Here is a 16,841-nt window from a genome sequence, read left to right on the forward strand (position 1 = left end):
GTCCGCTACCGGGCGTGCCAGGAGCCGACCTCTGCCGGCGCGGTCAGCCCTTCTCCAGCACGCCGGCAGGGCTCGGCACCGCAGGCCTAGCCGAGGCCGCGGGCCTTCTTCCACAACTCCCTGTGATAACGGACGTACTCCTCGTGCACCTTGTGCTTCTGGTGCATCTTGAGCTTCGCCCGCAGCCCATCACCGAACATTCCCGTACGCACGATGATGGACCAATCCTCATCAATAACGACGGCCCCGATGTCCAATCGCACGTGGCAGTTGGGGCACAGGCAGAGGATGTTGCGCTCAACGTCAGGGCCCTTGTGCGGAGCACCCAGCGGCTTGATGTGGGCGCCTTCGCTATACGGCTTGTCGTCTGGACCGACCAATCGCAAACCGCACATCTGACACTCATGATCATAGAGCGCCTTGATACGCCGTACCGTGGCAGCGTCCCGCACGATGCGCTGGACGCGGGTGGCACGCGTGGTGGGGAATTTCTCCCAGTCGGCAGGTTCCCCTGACTGGCCGGCATTGTCATGGTCGCCGTCCGCAGGTTCCGCCTCGGTGTCCAGCAGCACTTCCTGCCGCCCCAACATCTCAGCAACGCTACGCTCAGCGGGAGTAAGTTCCTGCTCCGGGGCAGAGAGACGCTCCAAGTCAAACTGGCAGATCTCAATGGGTGAGCCGTCGGGGGCTGGCACCTTGGATATAGCGGTGCGCATCGCCGTGATCTCATACAGGCCGTCATATCGGTAGCCCTGGCCCGGGGAGTACCGCTCATCACCCTTATAACCTCGGATGATCCGAACATGGTAGCCACGCTCAAAGCTGACCTTGAGCGCCGCGTTATCCGGGTATTCCCAGGATTGACTCCGCAGAAGTGACTTACCGTCCTTGGCTTTGTCCTTGTCCGGTGATGCACCCGTGTACTGCACCCAGGTCCAGCCGTCCTCGTCGTCCACGTACCCACCATTGAGCACGATGGCGTCGGCAACGTACGTGCCGTCTTTGTCCTTTAGACGCGAGATCCCCCGCATGTTCGCACTGTGGAGATTGGCTGCCCTGACTTCAGCTCGCCCAGGGAAGACCTCACCAGGTACGACGCCGTCTATGTGACCGATCACTCGCTCGCCCATCGCACCATACTGATCGAAGATGATCGCTTATGTCACGTCAGATTCGCGCACTGACCGAGTGGCACTCACACCGAGCACTCTCCCTGCTCTGTCAGTGGGTCCTGTTAGAACTGTCCCTAGCTCAACGTTGATCCAGGGGGCGCGGGTGGCACGGCCAGGAGATCTGTCCCAACCGGTAGCGGGCGTGTACGAAGAGCTCATCACTGAAGCCATGCAGACACAGATCGATCAGCTGAACGCGGCTGGTTGGAAGCCCATCCATGCGCCAGTCAGTGCGGAGTCTTCGCCGCATGTCCTGGCCCGCTTCATTGGCGAGGCGGTGCAGCGACGGTTGAGTCAGCTGCCCCATGACAAGCAGGTCGCCGCAGCCAACCAGATCATGCGATCCCTCATCACCAACGTGCCAGATCCCGACGTGCACGACGCGGTGTCCGCCTTCGTCGACGGCCCTCGCCAACTCCTGGCTCTGGCCGAGCAAGAAGCCCCTGGTGTCTACGCCATCAGACCCCTCACTCCTCTCTCCGAGACCGCTCTGATCACCAACGCCCCGGACGACCCGAGCTTGGGTGCAGAGCTTCGGGCTGAGCTCGCCACAGCTGACCGCATCGATCTGTTGTGTGCCTTCGTGAAGTGGTACGGCATACGGGTCCTTGAGGACTCACTGCGCGCGGCCAAAGAGCGGGGCGTTCCGATTCGCGTCATCACAACCACCTATATCGGCGCCACCGATCGCCACGCCTTGGACCGGTTGGTGCGCGAGTTCGACGCTGAGGTGAAGGTCAACTACGAAATCCGGTCGACGCGCTTGCATGCCAAAGCTTGGCTCTTCCGGCGTCGTACCGGCTTCGACACGGCATACGTGGGCAGCTCCAATCTGTCGAAGGCCGCGCTGCTCGATGGCTTGGAGTGGAACGTACGGTTGTCCTCGGTGGCCACGCCCAGGGTGCTCGATAAGTTCGAGGCGACCTTTGACGCCTACTGGGCCGACAGGGCGTTCGAGGCATACGACCCGGACGGTGACGGCGAGCGGCTCGCTGAGGCGCTCGCTCAGGCAGGCGGCACGGGTAGAACAGCAGAACTCAAGATCAGTCTCTCTGGTCTTGAGGTGCATCCTCTCCCGCACCAGAGGGACATGTTGGAGCGTCTCCGCGTCGAGCGGGACGTGCGCGGCCGCAACCGGAATCTCCTCGTTGCGGCAACCGGGACGGGAAAGACGGTCATGGCTGCCCTGGACTATCGCAGCATGCGTGATAGGCGTGGCGGGCAACTCCCCCGCTTGCTCTTCGTCGCTCACCGTAAGGAAATCCTCCACCAGTCCCTGCGGACGTATCAGGAGGTGCTCGACAACGCCTCCTTCGGGGAGCTCCTCCATAGCGGCAAAGAGCCTCGCAACTGGACACACGTCTTCGCCAGCGTTCAGTCACTCAACCTTCAGAGGCTGGAGCAGCTCGCTCCCGAGCACTTCGATGTCATCGTCATCGATGAGTTCCACCATGCGACAGCGGAGACGTACAGGCGGGTCATCGACCACTTCAAGCCGGCCGAGTTGCTCGGTTTGACCGCCACTCCTGAGCGGATGGACGGGCTCAATGTGCAGGATGAGTTCTTCGACGGCCGCATCGCCGCCGAGCTGCGGCTCTGGGAGGCGCTAGAGCACGATTTGCTGTGTCCCTTCCACTACTTCGGGGTTCCGGACGGCACGGATCTGACTCGTCTCAACTGGCGATCGGGCACGTACGACCGTGATCAACTGGGCCGTCTCTTCACGGGCGACGAAGCTCGGGCTCGCATCGTCATCAACCAGATCCGCGACAAGATCTCCGACCCTGCGTCGATGCGGGCGCTCGGATTCTGCGTGTCCAAGGCCCATGCACACTTCATGGCTGAGTGCTTCAGCCGGGCAGGGTTTCAGGCAGCGGCTCTCGACAGTGACTCGCGTCCCGAGGTGCGCGCGCGCACGCTTGAAGACTTTAAGGGGGGACGCATCCAGGTGATCTTCTCTGTCGATCTGTTCAACGAGGGACTGGATATCCCGGACGTCGACACACTGCTGCTCCTGCGTCCCACGAACAGCGCGACCATCTTCCTGCAGCAGCTCGGGCGCGGGCTGCGTCGTACGCCGAACAAGCCTGTCCTGACCGTGCTCGACTTCATCGGGCAGCATCGGGCCGAGTTCCGCTTCGAGGAGCAGTTCCGGGCGCTGACCAACCTCTCGCGCAACCGCCTGGTCCACAGCATCGAGCGCGGCTTCCCACAGCTGCCTTCCGGCTGCCAGATCATCTTGGAAGGCAAGTCCAAGAATCTTGTCCTGGACAACATCCGCACCCACCTCAGGGCCAACATCATGACGCTGGCCAAGGAAGCACGGGACTACAGCACTCCGCAGCTGGCCGACTACCTGCGTGAGAGCCGACGCGACATCCAGGAGCTCTACAAGAGTGATAACTCGTGGACCAAGGTGCTCCGTAAGGCGGGGTTCCTCCGGGAGGCGGCTCCGTCAGGCGAAGCAGAGCTCCTCAAACGCGTTCATGCGTTCCTCCACGTCAACGACCTGGAACGGGCCCAGGCGTATCTCCGTCTGCTCGCGGATGACGCCCTTGGTTACGAATCTCTGAACTCGGGGGAGCAAGCGTACGCCCGCATGCTCTTCTTCAATCTGTGGGACCACGCCGGCGGTTTCTCCAGCTACCAACAGGGCCTTGAGTCGTTGCGCACCCATCCGGCATTCCGTGACGAGCTTCAGCAGGTCCTGTCGTACGCCCTCGAAGAGGCTGATCACTTCCCACTCCCTCTGGAAGGCCCGCTCGCCCACATCCCCCTCAAAATCCACAGCTCCTACAACCGCTCCGAGATCCTCTCCGCCCTGGGGGTGGCACGGCTGGGCGGTCAGATGCCCAGAAACTTTGGGCAGGGAGTGTGCTGGGTGGAGGAGCTCAAGACCGACGCTCTTCTCATCACCCTGGAGAAGAGCGAGCGGGACTTCTCTCCTACCGTCCGTTACAAGGACTACGCGATCAGCTCGAACCGATTCCACTGGGAGTCCCAGAGCACCACTTCGGCGAACTCGCTGACCGGCTTGCGCTATCAGCAGCACGCCCAGCAGGGGAGCCATGTTCTCCTGTTCCTACGTCGCTACAAGCGCAGCAGCATTGGCAAGGCCGAGCCGTGGATGCTGTTGGGACCGGCCACATACGCGGGGCACACCGGCAGCAAGCCCATGGCGATCACCTGGGAGCTGCACCACGAGCTGCCTGCCGATGTCAGCTCGTACGCCTCGATCACGAGCGGCTGAGAGCCCCGAAGCTGGCTAGGCCAGTGTTGGCTTCCTTCTCACGAGGAAGTCACGATTGATGTCGAGCTCCGCTTGGGCCATGTGCGGGCTCTCTTGCACCAAGGTGAGTGGCGTTGGCTCTGTCGGCTGCTCACACCAGGTGTGCCAGCAATCGCTGCGGGGACACGGCTCGGCGTTCCTTCATGGCGGCCTTGACAGTGGTACAGCCGCGCACTGCGGGAAGATGCCTCCTAGCTGCAGAATCTGTAGGACACTGCCCGTAGGACAAGGACCAAGGAGCAGATCGTGAGCGCACAGCACGAGGAGACGCCCGTTCCTGCGCCGCTGCCGTTGAGGACCATCGGCGATATTCGAGCGGCTCTGCGGTCCGGGCACGGCTTCCCCGGCGACCGCGAGTCATTCGAAGCAGATCTTCAGCATGCGCTGGAAACGTCGACGGAGACGGACTTGAACGCGGTGGCTGCGGTGATCGTCGATTACCGGGGCAGAATCCGCCTCTACCAGGATCCTGAATTCGACATCGCAGTCCAGGACGGTATCGACCTTACGGCCCGGCTCAAGCAGGAGAACAAGGACCGGTGACTGGCGTTATCGCGGCCGTAACAGTCAGGGCAGCAGATCGGGCGAAGGCCCTCGGTGTAGAGGACGCCCTCGAGGTACTGCGGCAGGAACTGGAACAGGCACCGCGGCTCGGGGTACTACTCGGTCCGCCCCGGGCAGACGGCACGGAGGTCCGCAAGACGCGGATCGAGCCGCGGGACAATCTGCCCGGGCTGGCGGTGGCGTACGTGTACACCCCATCGCCCCCTCCTCCGACAGTCGCGATCGTCGCAGTGACTCCGGACGATGGCGCCCCCGCCGAGTAGCCCGTCCTCCCGAGCGGCAGGTTGCGACGTCCGGCTGCTGCTCGATTGCGACGTCACGCCTGACTATCACCGGGGGACATGGCCCGTCCGTGATGGGTCCGTTGGGGCAGGGGCCTCGTCCGGAGTCCGCTGAACACGCCTAGCTGCTTCATTCCGGACGCCCTTCGTACGGCCGTGCTCCGCCAGAAACGCCAAGGCCGGAGTGGGGACGTCCGGGGTCTCGGTCAGCGTGCGTTGGAGCCAGTTCGAGGCTTCGGTCAGGGCCTCGGGGGACCAGGGGTGGGAGAGGGTGATGGCGCGGAGGAGGGTCCATTCGTGGAGGCGGGTGGTGAGGAAGGGGTGGTCGGCGGTGGCCTGGATCATAAATGCGGACCAGGGCTCGTAGGCGGGGGTCCGGTGGAGGTCTGCCGCCCGGTGGTCCAGGTGGCGCAGGACCGCCGAGCGGGCCATCGTGCGGTCCGGGTCGGTGAGGACGGCGCGGACCAGGCGTACTTCGTCGGCGGGGGCCACCTGGCTCAGGGCCTGGAGGTACTCGGCGTACCGCGTGTGCTCGGGTGGCTCGTCCTGGGGGGCGGAGGTCATGGGGTGCCCCTGGGTGTCGGTGTGGGCGCCACTCGTCGTCGCGAGGAAGGACGCGACCGACTCGTGGAGGGCCCGCGGCTGGTCCAGGTGTACGTCGTGGCCCGCGTCGGGTACGACCACCAGCCGTGTGCCGGCCGGGCGGCGGGCGTGCATCTCCGTCATCTCCGGCGCCGGCATCGTCCCCTTCCCGCCGCGCACGACGAGCGTCGGGCAGCTCACCCTCGCCCACTGCGCCCAGTAGTCGTTCGTGGCCGGCTCGGTCACCGCCGCGAGCATCGTGTCCCGGTCCACGCGCGCGTGGCCGCCGTCCTCGCGCCAGTCCAGGCCGTCGGCCCAGGCCTCGTGACCGAGGAAGGCCGTCGCCTCACGGTGGGAGGGGAAGGGGGCCGGCCAGCTGTCCAGCCAGGCGGCGATCCTGACGGGGAGTTCCGGGTCGCCGCCCGCCGGGCCGGCCTCCACCAGGATCAGGGACGTGACCAGGGACGGGTGGGCCGCCGCCGTCAGCAGGGCCGTCAGGCCGCCCAGGGACTGGCCCAGCAGGATCGCCGGGGACAGGGACAGCTCCTCCATGACGGTCACGGCGTCCCGTACGGCCGCCGCTCGGGTCATGTCGGCGGGGGCGCGGGTGCTCGCGCCGTGGCCGCGGGCGTCGTAGCGCACCACGCGGTGGCCGTCGGACCGGAGGCGGGCGGTCAGGTCGTTCCATTCGCCCAGGTGGCCCGCCAGTCCGTGGAGGAGGAGGACGGGGGGTGCCGTGGCGTGCGCCGGGGTGTCGTCCCGGCAGGCGAGGCGGATGCCGTCGGGCGTGGTGAGGAACTCGGTCGGCTCGGTCAACTCGGCTGCCTGCCTGGTCGTTCGGGGGCCGTGAACCACGACAGCCTGCCCCCTCCCCCACCGCCGCCGCCAGCGAATTGCCGTACGGCGGCCGGGAGGGGTGGTGGCCTCGATGCGGTCAGGCGCGCTGGAGCGGGAGCGCGGGGGTCAGGTCCGCCTTGCCGAACAACAGGGCGTAACCGGACGGCAGTTGCGCGAGGACGCGGTCGATCAGGTCGTCGCCGACGAGCTTCGGCAGGACGCTCAGGACCGAGCTGACGTCCCAGCGGGCCGTGGCCGGGGTGGCGCCCTCGATACGGGCGGCGATCGCGTCGACGAACCCTGGTGCCGACTGCGGGCGGGTCACCGGGATCTGGGACGCGATCACCGCGGCCGCCTCCCTCGGGAGCGCGCGGGCCAGCGCCACGCGCTCGTCGCCGGTGACGTGGCCGCCGAGGGCGGACAGGACGATACGGGTGACGCGTTCCGCCTCCGCGGTGGTCGGGTACTGGCCCGTCTCCCGCACCTCCGCGACCAGTTCGGCCCATCCCTCGTCCTCGGGCACCCGCCTGCGCTGCGGGCCGGGGATCACGGTCCTCGCCGGGTCCGGGGTGGTCGTCGTCGCGGTCGTCCTGGTCGTGGTCACGGTCATCCTTCGGGCTCCTCCTATGGGGCCGGTACGTCTGGGGCCGGTACATCCGGGTCCGGTGCGCCTGCGGCCGGTACGCCGGGGTCCGGGGCGCCTGGATCAGGCGCGTCTGAATCAGTGCGGTGCGTCCGGGGGCGGTACGTCGCGACGCAGTGCGTCCGCAGGCAGTGTCCGGAAGCAGTACGCCCAGGGGTGAGGGCAGCGGTGGGCGGGCAGGGGGCGGCGCGTCCCGTGCCCCGGGGGAGACACCGGGCGCGGGACGCGCGGGGGAGACGTTCACTCGCTCGACCGGTCGTCCGGCGCGGGCGCTCAGCCGCTCAGTTGCCTGCGCCCTTCGCCGCCCGAGATCTGGATGCGGCGTGGCTTGGCCTGTTCGGCCACGGGGATGCGCAGGGTCAGGACGCCGGCCTCGTACGAGGCGTCGATGCGGTCCGTGTCGAGGGTGTCGCCGAGGAAGAGCTGGCGGGTGAAGGTGCCCGTCGGGCGCTCGGCGACCAGCAGTTCCGCGCCCTCGGGGGCGGGGGAACGGCGCTCGGCGCGGACGCTGAGGACGTTGCGTTCCACGTCCAGCTCGATCGTCTCGGGGTCGATGCCGGGGAGGTCGAAGTGGACGAGGAAGTCGTCCCCGGACCGGTAGGCGTCCATCGCCATCGCGGCGGGGCGGTTGGTGGCACCGAGGACCTGCTGCGCGAGTCGGTCGAATTCGCGGAACGGGTCGGTTCGCATGAGCATCACGGTCCACTCCTCTCATCAGGCGCTGTCGTGTGCGATGCCCTACGGGTACTTATATAACTCCGGGGAGGAAACTTGACAACCCTCGACTCAGGTTGGGTGTCACACCTGGTCCGGGGACTAGCCTCCCGGCAGGTTCACATGCCGTTTTGAGGACCTCGGGACGACGACGAGGACCAGGACGAGGACGGCGACGAGGACGAGGAGGCAGGGATGGCGAAGGTTCCCGGTTCGGTGATCGCCGCGGGCGGGCTCGTCGGCGGGTACGGCGTGGCGCGGTGGACGGAGAAGCGGCAGCTTGGCGGGGTCGTTCTGGCCGCCGCGGGGGCCTCGGCCGCGCAGCAGTGGCGGCAGGCGGCCGGCGGGAAGGCCGCGGCGGCGCTGACCGCCGCGTACGTCGCCGCGTTCGCCGGGTCGCATCCGCTGGCCAAGAAGGTGGGCGCCTGGCCGTCGGTGTGCGCGGTCGCGGGCGCCGTCGCGCTGGCCTCGTGGGCGGTGGCCGACCGTCGGGCCTGACGCACCGCCCGCGGGAGGGCACTTCAGGCGGCACCTCCCAGCACCGCCCGCCGGAGGGCGCTTCAGGGGTCACCTCCCAGCACCGCCCGCCGACCGGTCACCTCCCCAGCGCAGCCCGCAGCGTCACCCCGTACCGCTGCCTCAGCCGTCGTATCTCCCACACCGACAGGGCCGTCACCGACAGCGGGCCGCCCAGCAGGAAGGTGTAGAGGACGACCGGCGGGGCGGCGACCTCCGGGTCGTCGAGCAGGCCGAGACCGAAGAGGGACCAGACCAGGAGCGGGGAGAGCAGCGGCGGCAGCAGCTCGTGCACGTCTCCCACGCGGAAGCTCGAGTTGACCCCGTACACGACGAGCAGCAGCGTGAGGGGCACTCCGAGGAGGAGCCCGACGAAGCAGGCCAGGCCGCCGATGAGGAACAACACCATCACCAGCAGGCCCACGAGGATGCCGTGGTAGCCGATGTCGGCCGTGGAGATGACGTCCCCCTTCAGGCACGCCACCATGAACCAGCACGCGCCGAGGCTCAGCGTGATCGCGCCGACGGTGAGCAGCGGGCCGCCCAGGCGTCGCGCGTACACGCCGGTGAGCGGTGAGCGGGCCGCGCAGACGAAGGCCGTCACGGCGAGGAACGCGGTCGTGAACATGATCACACCGGCGAAGAACAGGTCCTCCAGCTTGCCCAGGACGAACTGCTCGCGGCCCTCGGTGATCGGGTAGGCCATCACCAGCCACACCGTCGCGACCAGGCCGACGGCCGTGCGGGCCCACTGCAGCCCGCGGACGACCGGGTCGTCGATGCGGTCGGGCCGGGACGGCACGGCGAGGCGCGTGGCCAGGGCGTGCGGGTTGGGCATGGAGCGGAAGGGCGCGGACGTGGTCCGGCCGGTGGTGTTCACGCGTGCGTCTCCCCCGAGTACGTGTTCGCGGTGCGCGCGTTCGCACGCGCCACGGCGCGACACCTTATACGATCTTTACCTCGCAGTGATCATGCTCGGGCCTCCGTGACACCCCAACACGCACCTCCGTAACGCACGGAGACACACGCAGCGCACGAGCCCGCACCTCCGCAGCACACGGAGCCCGCGACCTCCGTCGCGCTCAAGCGCAGACCTCCGCCGCGCTCAAGCACAGGCCTCCGCAACCCTCACCCTCCCGCCCGGAACGCCCGCCGATACCCCTGCGGGCTGGTCCCCACCACCCGGCGGAACCGCTCCCGGAAGGCCGTCGGCGAGCCGAACCCCGTCTGGGCGGCGATGCGTTCGACCGGGTACGCCGTCGTCTCCAGCAGGTACTGCGCCCGCCGCACCCGCGCCCGGTGCAGCCACTGCAGGGGGGTCGTGCCCGCCTGTTCGCGGAAGCGGCGGTTGAGGGTGCGGGTGCTCATGCCGGCGTGGGCGGCGATCTCGTCCAGGGTGAGGTCGCGGTGGCAGTGCTCCTCCAGCCAGCGCAGCACCGGTTCGAGGGTGGCCCCGGAGGGGGCCGGCGGCAGGTCGTGGACGATGAACTGGGCCTGGCCGCCCTCCCGTTCCAGCGGCATGACGGACATCCGGGCGGCCTGCGCGGCGACGGCCGAGCCGTGGTCCCGGCGGATCATGTGCAGGCACATGTCCATGGCCGCGGCGGCACCGGCCGAGGTGAGGAACTGGCCGTTGTCGACGTACAGCACGTTCGGGTCGACCGTCACCTTGGGGTACCGCTCGGCCAGGTCGCGCGCCGCGATCCAGTGGGTGGTCGCGCGCAGCCCGTCCAGCAGGCCCGTCGCGGCGAACAAGAAGGCGCCGACGCAGATCGAGGCGATGCGCGTGCCGTTCGCCGCCGCCTCGCACAGGGCCTGCGCGACGCCGGCCGGCAGCGGGTCGGGCGGGTCCTCGACACCGGGCAGGATGATCGTGTCGGCCTCCGCGAGGGCCTCCAGCCCGTACGGCGCCCGCACCGTGAACGCCCCCGCGCTCACCTCGCCCGACGGCGACGCGGAGCAGACCCGTACCCGGTACGCCTTCCGGCCGTCCGGCAGCCGTGCCCAGCCGAAGGCGTCGATCGGCGCGGACAGGTCGAAGGGCACGACCCGGTCGAGGGCCAGTACGGCAACGGTGTGCATGGCGAGAGCGTAGGCACACGACGAGTTGTGGCCAACCCCGCCCACCGGTTTTGGACGCCGTCGGCCGCGGCTACGGGCCCTGGCGAGAATCCGTCGACCTGTGGCACTCCCGCCACTTCTGCGTGATCCGCCGCCCGCCTACCGTCGCCCCGTGACCAAGTTCCTCCTCGCCGTCCACGTCCTGGCCGCGATCGTCGCCATCGGTCCCGTCACCGTCGCGGCCAGCATGTTCCCGCCCGCCGCCCGCCGCGCGCTGGCCGCGCCCGACGACACCCGCGCGACCGAGACCGTACGACTGCTGCACCGCATCTGCCGGGTGTACGCGGCCGTCGGCATCGCCGTCCCCGTCTTCGGGTTCTTCACGGCGAGCGCGATGGGCGTGATGGGCGACGCCTGGCTGATCGCGTCGACGGTGCTGACCGTCCTGGCGGCGATCGTGCTGGTGGTCCTCGTCCTGCCCCGCCAGGAGACCTTCGTCGAGGGCACCGGCACGGCCGGGGCGACGGTCCGACTCGCCATGTTCACCGGCGTGTTCAACCTGTTGTGGGCGGTGGTGACGGTCCTGATGATCGTACGGCCGGGATCGACGACCGGAGCGTGACGGGCGGGGTGGCCGGCAACCGGCTCCCGGGCGCCGGCCGCCCTCCCGCCGTGCCCGGCGCCCGGTTTTCGTTATCGTCGCGGCCTCTCCCGCGTCTCCCCCGCGTGCACGTGACTCGACCGTGGACCCTCGCAGGGGACGTCCCCCCACACCGCGAACACCCGCGGGAAGGGCGCGACAGGCGGCTGGTCGGGCACGGAGACCGCGTCCGACGCGGCCGCCGTCGACCCGACCATGACCCGCCCGATCTGGGCGATGATCGCCCACTACACCGGGCGCCGGGGCCTGTCCGCGCCCTGCCTCACGCGCGTCGCCGCCAAGGCCGCCCCGGAGGGCGGCGGCGGGGACTACGGCCCCAACAGCGGCGGTTACGACCAGCTCGGCTTCGGCACGCTGGCGTTCACGCGGGACAAGGCGGCGCGTCCCCCGGCCGGCGCGGGCGGACGGCCGTCGGCGAGCACGTCGACGCCTGCGGCCGCCTCCGGCGCACGGGGTCCGTCGGTGAGCCCGTCGGCCTCGGGGTCCGGGTCCGCCGGCCGGGCCGGGGCGGCGCCCGGCCGGCCGGCGGCGGGAGCGACGACCTCGCCTCCACCGGTTCCGCCGACGTCGTCGCCTGGACGGCCGCCACCGGTGTCACCGCCCTCGCGGGCGGACTGCTGTTGCTGCGGCGGAGGGGACGGGCGGGCGGCGCCCCCAGCAGGTAGGCGGAGGCCGCTGGGGGCTGTGGACCGGGCCGGGCCGGGGCGTTACGCCGTGGCCGTCTTCGGTCCCTGGGGTCCCTCAGGTCCACTCGCCCCCTGGTGTCCCTGTCCCCCGGTCCCCCCGGCCGTGACCTTCGTGCGTGCCTTCGTCGCCGCCGCCGTCAGCGGCTGGGCGATGTCCTCCAGGGAGCGCCGCTCCGCCCGTACCGCGAGCAGCGCGGCGACCAGGCCGGCCGCGCACATCAGCGCGGCGCCGATCTGGAACGCGAGGACCGTGTCGCCGACCTTGCCGGTGCCGGTGAGGTCGGCGAACAGCAGGGGGCCGCTGATGCCGCCGGCCGCGGTGCCGAGGGCGTAGAAGAAGGCGATGGACATCGCCCGGGTCTCCATCGGGAAGATCTCGGAGACGGTGAGGTACGCGCTGGAGGCACCCGCCGAGGCGAAGAACAGCACCACGCACCAGCAGGCGGTGAGGGTGCCCGCGCTCAGCGAGCCGCGGTCGAACAGCCAGGCCGTGCCGAACAGCAGCAGGCCGGAGAGCAGGTACGTCGAGGAGATCATCACCCGGCGGCCGACCGTGTCGAAGAGCTTGCCCAGCAGCAGCGGGCCGAAGAAGTTACCGAGGGCGATCACCGCGAAGTAGTAGCCGGTGTCGCCGGTCGGCACGTCGAAGAAGGTCGTCAGGATCGCGCCGAAGCCGAACGTGATGGCGTTGTAGAGGAAGGCCTGGCCGATGAAGAGGGAGAAGCCGAGGATCGCCCGCCGGCGGTAGTCGGAGAAGACGGTGCGGCCGATCTCGACGAAGGACACGCTGGGGCGCTGGTGGATGGTCAGCTCGCCCTGGGCCGGCGGGAGCGGCTCGCCCCGCTCGTCCTCGATCCGCCGTTCGATGGAGGAGACGATGCGTTCCGCCTCGTCGTCGCGGCCGTGGATCAGCAGCCAGCGCGGGCTCTCCGGGACGTGGCGTCGTACGAGGAGGATGACCAGGGCGAGTACGGCGCCGAGCGCGAACGTCAGCCGCCAGCCCATGTCCTTCGGGAAGACGTCCGTGTCCAGCGCGACGATCGACAGCAGCGAACCGCCGACCGCGCCCAGCCAGAAGCTGCCGTTGATCATCAGGTCGACGCGGCCCCGGTACTCCGCCGGGATCAGCTCGTCGATCGCGGAGTTGATCGCCGCGTACTCGCCGCCGATGCCGAATCCGGTGAGGAAGCGGAAGAGCAGGAACCACCAGGTGTCGAAGGAGAACGCGGTGAGGGCGGTGGCCGCGAGATACACCGCCAGCGTGATCATGAAGAGTTTTTTACGGCCCCAGCGGTCGGTGAGCCGGCCCCAGAAGAGGGCGCCGAGGCAGGCGCCCGCCACGTACAGCGCGGCCGCGATACCGGTGACCTCCCCGGAGGAGATCGGCAGGCCGCTGCCGGGTTCCGACAGACGGCTCGCGATGTTGCCGACGACCGTGACTTCGAGGCCGTCGAGGATCCACACGGTGCCGAGACCGATCACGATCGTCCAGTGCCAGCGTGACCAGGGGAGACGGTCGAGGCGGGCGGGGATGTCGGTCGTGAGGGTTCGGCCGGTCTCGGCGGGGTCGCTGCCGCTGGCCTGGGCGGTGGTCATGGGCTCCCTCCTCTGTGCGCGGAACGCTCTGCGGGTGCCCGGCGCCGGTGCGATTACGCCCCGGCACTGATCACGCACCCCGCGTCGGCACCGGCCTCGCCGGGGGCCGCCACGCCCCGGGGGGTCCGGCCTCGCCGGGGGCCGCCACGCCCGGACGCCCGCCCGAGACACCCCCCAGACCCGCCCCGGCTCCCGCTTCGGCCCCGGAGCGGCCCTCGTCCTCGATCGCCGGACGGGCCTGACCGCCGGGACGGGCAGACCGCCCGGACTGCCCGGACTGCCCGGCCCACCCCGACCGCAGCCGAAAGGCGCCGGACCGACGAACACACCGGCCCGCCCCGCCGGGGACCCGCCCCTACGCCCCCAGCCCCCGGGCCACCGTGTAGATCAGCAACCCCGCCAACGACCCCACCACCGTGCCGTTGATCCGGATGAACTGCAGGTCGCGGCCGATGTTGGCCTCGATCTTGCGGGTGGTGTGTTCGGCGTCCCAGCCGGCCACGGTGTCGGTGATGAGGGAGGTGATCTCCTTGCGGTACGTCGTCACGACGTGGACCGCCGCGCCCTCGACCCAGCTGTCGACCTTCTCCTGGACCTTGGGTTCGGTGGCCATGCGGGAGCCCAGGGAGAGCAGGGCGGCCCGCACCCGCAGCCGCAGCTCGCTGCGCTCGTCCTCCGCCGCGGTGACGATCATGGCGCGTACGGCGGACCAGGCGGAGGCGATGAGGTCCTGGACCTCGCCCCGGCCCAGCACCTCGCCCTTGAGCCGCTCGACCCGCGCGCGGGTGTCGGTGTCGGACTGGAGGTCGGAGGCGAAGTCGGTGAGGAACCGGTCGAGGGCGCCCCGCGCGGGGTGGGTCGGCATGTCCCGCATCTCCGCGCAGAAGCGCAGCAGCTCCTTGTAGACACGCTCGCCGACCTTCCGGTCGACGAACTTCGGCGTCCAGCCGGGCGCGCCGCCCTGGACCGCGTCCATCACGGAGTCGGCGTGCAGCACCAGCCAGTCGTGCGCCCGGGAGACCACCAGGTCGACGGCGCGCCGGTGACCGCCGTCCGCGACGATCTTCTCCAGCATCTTGCCCATGCCGGGAGCGATCTCCTGGGCGTCGGCCCGACGGGTGATCGCCTCGCCGACCACCGCCTGGACGTCCGAGTCGCGCAGCACCGTCAGCGCGCCCCGCAGGGCCGTCGCCAGCTCCGCCGTCACCCGGTCGGCGTGGGCCGGCTCCGCCAGCCAGGCGCCCAGCCGGCTGCCGATGCCGACCGCGCGCAACCGCTGCCGTACGACGTCCTTGGAGAGGAAGTTCTCCCCGACGAATTCACCCAGGGAGACGCCCAGCTGGTCCTTCTTGGTGGGGATGATCGCGGTGTGCGGGATGGGCAGGCCCAGCGGGTGGCGGAAGAGGGCGGTGACGGCGAACCAGTCGGCGAGGGCGCCGACCATGCCGGCCTCCGCGGCCGCCGCCACATACCCCGCCCAGGCGCCGGCGCCCTGGTGGGAGGCCCACTCGGCGAGGACGTACACCACGGCCACGAACAGCAGCAGTCCGGTCGCGGTGAGCTTCATGCGCTGCACCCCGCGCCGGCGCTCCTCGTCGGCCGCGCTGAAGACGGTCATCGCGCGCGCCGCGGGCGCGGCCTTCTTTTCCGTTTCCGTATGATCCATCCACTCCACCCGTTCCGGATCCCCCACGTCACCCACGCAAACATTGTCCCTACTTGACCGACTCCTGGAACGGAACAGGAGTTCCCGGCGTCTGTCACGTGGGGGAGTTCAACGGTGACCTCCTGAGCACGACTGTCGGAGCCTCGCCGCTCCCTCGCCCGAGGAGAACCACACCCGCATGACCACCCAGCACGACGGGGGTGTGGGAGTCTCCCCCACCCGGCACCGCGCCCTGCTGTCCGCGATCGTCGCCGTGATCGTGGGCCTGTCGGCAGCCATCTACCTCGGGGTCGACGCCGGACACGGCCGCACCGACGACACCCTCGCCGCACCCCGCCCGGCCCACAACCGAGCCGCCCCCGTCTCGACGGGCGTCTGGGTCGGCACCTGGGCGGCCGCCCCCGTCGGCAGCGAGCCCGGCACCGAGACCACCGGCATGGCGGGGCGCACGGTGCGCAACGTCGTCCACACCAGCGTCGGCGGGACCACCGCCCGCATCACCCTGTCCAACCTCTACGGCACCCGGCCGCTGACCGTCACCGCCGCCACGATCGCCGTCGCGGCCGGCGACGGGCCGGCCGCCGACGCCGGCACCCTGCGCCGGCTCACCTTCGACGGCCTGCCCACGCTGGTCGTCCGGCCCGGCGAGCAGGCCGTCAGCGACGCCGTCGCCCTCGCCGTCCCGGCCGACTCCGACATCCTGGTCAGCACCTACACCCCCGCCTCCTCCGGCCCGGTGACGTACCACAAGCACGCCCGCCAGACCGGCTACGTCGCCGACGGCGAGCACACCGAGGACGTGACGGGGACCTCGTACACCGGGGAGAGCACGTACTGGCGCTACCTCACCGCGCTGGACGTCCTCAGCGACGAGGCCGACGGCACCGTCGTCGCCTTCGGCGACTCCCTCACCGACGGCGTCACCTCCACCGCGGGCGCCAACCGGCGCTGGCCCGACGTGCTCTCCGACCGGCTGCGCGCCGCCGTCGCCTCCGGCGCGGACGCGCCGCGCTACGGCGTCGTCAACGAGGGCATCAGCGGCAACCAGGTCCTGGCCGACGGGCGGGGCCGCCCCGCGGACAACCCCAGCGGCCTCAACCGCTTCGAACGGGACGTCCTCGGCCGCCCGAACGTCAAGGTCGTCATCATCGACCTCGGCGTCAACGACATCCTGCGCAACCGCGCCCTCGCCGACCCCGACGCCGTCGTCGACGGCCTGCGCACCCTCGTCCACCGCGCCCACGCCCGCGGCATCAAGGTCGTCGGCACCACCCTCATGCCGTTCCGCGGCCACCGCGGCTACACCGACGCCCGTGAGGACGTACGACGCCGGATCAACGCCCTGATCCGTTCCGGCAGCGTCTTCGACGAACTCGCCGACGTCGACAAGGCCCTGCGCGACCCGTACGACCCGCGCCGCCTGCGGTCGGACTACGACTCGGGCGACCATCTGCACCCCAGCGACAAGGGCTACCGGCGGATGGCGGAGGTCGTCGCGCTCGGTCAGCTGAAGGGGTCGGCGCCGGCCCGGCTCTGAAGCCCGTCCGGGGCCGGAAGCCGGCCGGTCCGGAGG

Annotated in this window: 13 protein-coding genes; 5 read left to right on the forward strand and 8 right to left on the reverse strand. The window is 69.9% G+C overall.

What is annotated here, in order from left to right; translation table 11 throughout:
* Nucleotides 1-86 precede the first annotated feature (86 nt).
* Nucleotides 87-1,130, reverse strand: a complete 1,044-nt coding sequence (locus ACIBBD_RS16010; RefSeq protein ID WP_399419991.1) for a YDG/SRA domain-containing protein — start codon at nucleotides 1,128-1,130, stop codon at nucleotides 87-89.
* Between the two features lie 211 nt (nucleotides 1,131-1,341).
* On the opposite strand from ACIBBD_RS16010, the gene ACIBBD_RS16015 reads away from it, so the two are divergent.
* Together ACIBBD_RS16015 and ACIBBD_RS16020 are read left to right on the forward strand one after the other, a co-directional pair.
* The gene (locus ACIBBD_RS16015) at nucleotides 1,342-4,422 is read left to right on the forward strand and encodes a DUF3427 domain-containing protein (RefSeq protein WP_399420128.1); all 3,081 of its coding nucleotides are present in this window, start codon (nucleotides 1,342-1,344) and stop codon (nucleotides 4,420-4,422) included.
* Between the two features lie 285 nt (nucleotides 4,423-4,707).
* A complete protein-coding gene (locus ACIBBD_RS16020) occupies nucleotides 4,708-5,004 on the forward strand; it encodes a DUF6247 family protein (protein ID WP_399419992.1) in 297 nt (98 codons plus the stop codon).
* Between the two features lie 350 nt (nucleotides 5,005-5,354).
* Here the strand turns inward: ACIBBD_RS16020 and ACIBBD_RS16025 are convergent, their stop codons facing one another.
* From ACIBBD_RS16025 to ACIBBD_RS16035, 3 genes are all read right to left on the reverse strand, one after another.
* Nucleotides 5,355-6,704 carry an alpha/beta fold hydrolase gene (locus tag ACIBBD_RS16025; RefSeq protein ID WP_399419993.1) on the reverse strand — a complete coding sequence of 450 codons (1,350 nt, stop codon included), beginning with the start codon at nucleotides 6,702-6,704 and terminating at the stop codon, nucleotides 5,355-5,357.
* Between the two features lie 118 nt (nucleotides 6,705-6,822).
* Nucleotides 6,823-7,335 (reverse strand): DUF2267 domain-containing protein, encoded by a 513-nt coding sequence (locus ACIBBD_RS16030; RefSeq protein WP_399419995.1) that lies wholly within the window; start codon nucleotides 7,333-7,335, stop codon nucleotides 6,823-6,825.
* A 306-nt stretch (nucleotides 7,336-7,641) separates the two neighbouring features.
* Complete coding sequence (locus ACIBBD_RS16035) at nucleotides 7,642-8,064, reverse strand: Hsp20/alpha crystallin family protein (RefSeq protein ID WP_399419996.1); 423 nt, start codon at nucleotides 8,062-8,064, stop codon at nucleotides 7,642-7,644.
* A 213-nt stretch (nucleotides 8,065-8,277) separates the two neighbouring features.
* Here ACIBBD_RS16035 and ACIBBD_RS16040 point away from each other — a divergent pair, with 213 nt between their 5' ends.
* On the forward strand, nucleotides 8,278-8,580 hold the full coding sequence (locus ACIBBD_RS16040) for a hypothetical protein (RefSeq protein ID WP_399419997.1): 303 nt from the start codon (nucleotides 8,278-8,280) through the stop codon (nucleotides 8,578-8,580).
* Nucleotides 8,581-8,677: 97 nt separating this feature from the next.
* Here the strand turns inward: ACIBBD_RS16040 and ACIBBD_RS16045 are convergent, their stop codons facing one another.
* Both ACIBBD_RS16045 and ACIBBD_RS16050 read right to left on the reverse strand, forming a co-directional pair.
* On the reverse strand, nucleotides 8,678-9,478 hold the full coding sequence (locus ACIBBD_RS16045) for a hypothetical protein (RefSeq protein WP_399419998.1): 801 nt from the start codon (nucleotides 9,476-9,478) through the stop codon (nucleotides 8,678-8,680).
* 248 nt (nucleotides 9,479-9,726) lie between these two features.
* Complete coding sequence (locus tag ACIBBD_RS16050; protein ID WP_399419999.1) at nucleotides 9,727-10,680, reverse strand: GlxA family transcriptional regulator; 954 nt, start codon at nucleotides 10,678-10,680, stop codon at nucleotides 9,727-9,729.
* Nucleotides 10,681-10,831: 151 nt separating this feature from the next.
* Between ACIBBD_RS16050 and ACIBBD_RS16055 the strand changes: the two genes are divergently transcribed.
* Nucleotides 10,832-11,281, forward strand: coding sequence for a hypothetical protein (locus ACIBBD_RS16055; protein ID WP_399420000.1), 450 nt, complete (start codon nucleotides 10,832-10,834; stop codon nucleotides 11,279-11,281).
* A 746-nt stretch (nucleotides 11,282-12,027) separates the two neighbouring features.
* On the opposite strand, the gene ACIBBD_RS16060 is transcribed toward ACIBBD_RS16055, so the two are convergent.
* Both ACIBBD_RS16060 and ACIBBD_RS16065 read right to left on the reverse strand, forming a co-directional pair.
* Nucleotides 12,028-13,602 carry an MFS transporter gene (locus ACIBBD_RS16060; protein ID WP_399420001.1) on the reverse strand — a complete coding sequence of 525 codons (1,575 nt, stop codon included), beginning with the start codon at nucleotides 13,600-13,602 and terminating at the stop codon, nucleotides 12,028-12,030.
* Nucleotides 13,603-13,957: 355 nt separating this feature from the next.
* Entirely contained in the window at nucleotides 13,958-15,268 is a 1,311-nt protein-coding gene (locus ACIBBD_RS16065) for a DUF445 domain-containing protein (protein WP_399420002.1), read from the reverse strand.
* Nucleotides 15,269-15,446: 178 nt separating this feature from the next.
* Between ACIBBD_RS16065 and ACIBBD_RS16070 the strand changes: the two genes are divergently transcribed.
* Complete coding sequence (locus tag ACIBBD_RS16070) at nucleotides 15,447-16,805, forward strand: SGNH/GDSL hydrolase family protein (RefSeq protein ID WP_399420003.1); 1,359 nt, start codon at nucleotides 15,447-15,449, stop codon at nucleotides 16,803-16,805.
* Nucleotides 16,806-16,841: the final 36 nt, after the last annotated feature.

The sequence above is a fragment of the Streptomyces sp. NPDC051315 genome (assembly GCF_044455165.1).
Lineage (GTDB): Bacteria > Actinomycetota > Actinomycetes > Streptomycetales > Streptomycetaceae > Streptomyces.

Coding starts and splice junctions, on each gene's coding strand:
- ACIBBD_RS16010 (WP_399419991.1), bottom strand. CDS start 1,130: ATGGGCGAGCGAGTGATCGGTCACATAGACGGCGTCGTACCTGGTGAG.
- ACIBBD_RS16015 (WP_399420128.1), top strand. CDS start 1,342: ATGCAGACACAGATCGATCAGCTGAACGCGGCTGGTTGGAAGCCCATC.
- ACIBBD_RS16030 (WP_399419995.1), bottom strand. CDS start 7,335: ATGACCGTGACCACGACCAGGACGACCGCGACGACGACCACCCCGGAC.
- ACIBBD_RS16035 (WP_399419996.1), bottom strand. CDS start 8,064: ATGCTCATGCGAACCGACCCGTTCCGCGAATTCGACCGACTCGCGCAG.
- ACIBBD_RS16040 (WP_399419997.1), top strand. CDS start 8,278: ATGGCGAAGGTTCCCGGTTCGGTGATCGCCGCGGGCGGGCTCGTCGGC.
- ACIBBD_RS16050 (WP_399419999.1), bottom strand. CDS start 10,680: ATGCACACCGTTGCCGTACTGGCCCTCGACCGGGTCGTGCCCTTCGAC.
- ACIBBD_RS16060 (WP_399420001.1), bottom strand. CDS start 13,602: ATGACCACCGCCCAGGCCAGCGGCAGCGACCCCGCCGAGACCGGCCGA.
- ACIBBD_RS16065 (WP_399420002.1), bottom strand. CDS start 15,268: ATGGATCATACGGAAACGGAAAAGAAGGCCGCGCCCGCGGCGCGCGCG.
- ACIBBD_RS16070 (WP_399420003.1), top strand. CDS start 15,447: ATGACCACCCAGCACGACGGGGGTGTGGGAGTCTCCCCCACCCGGCAC.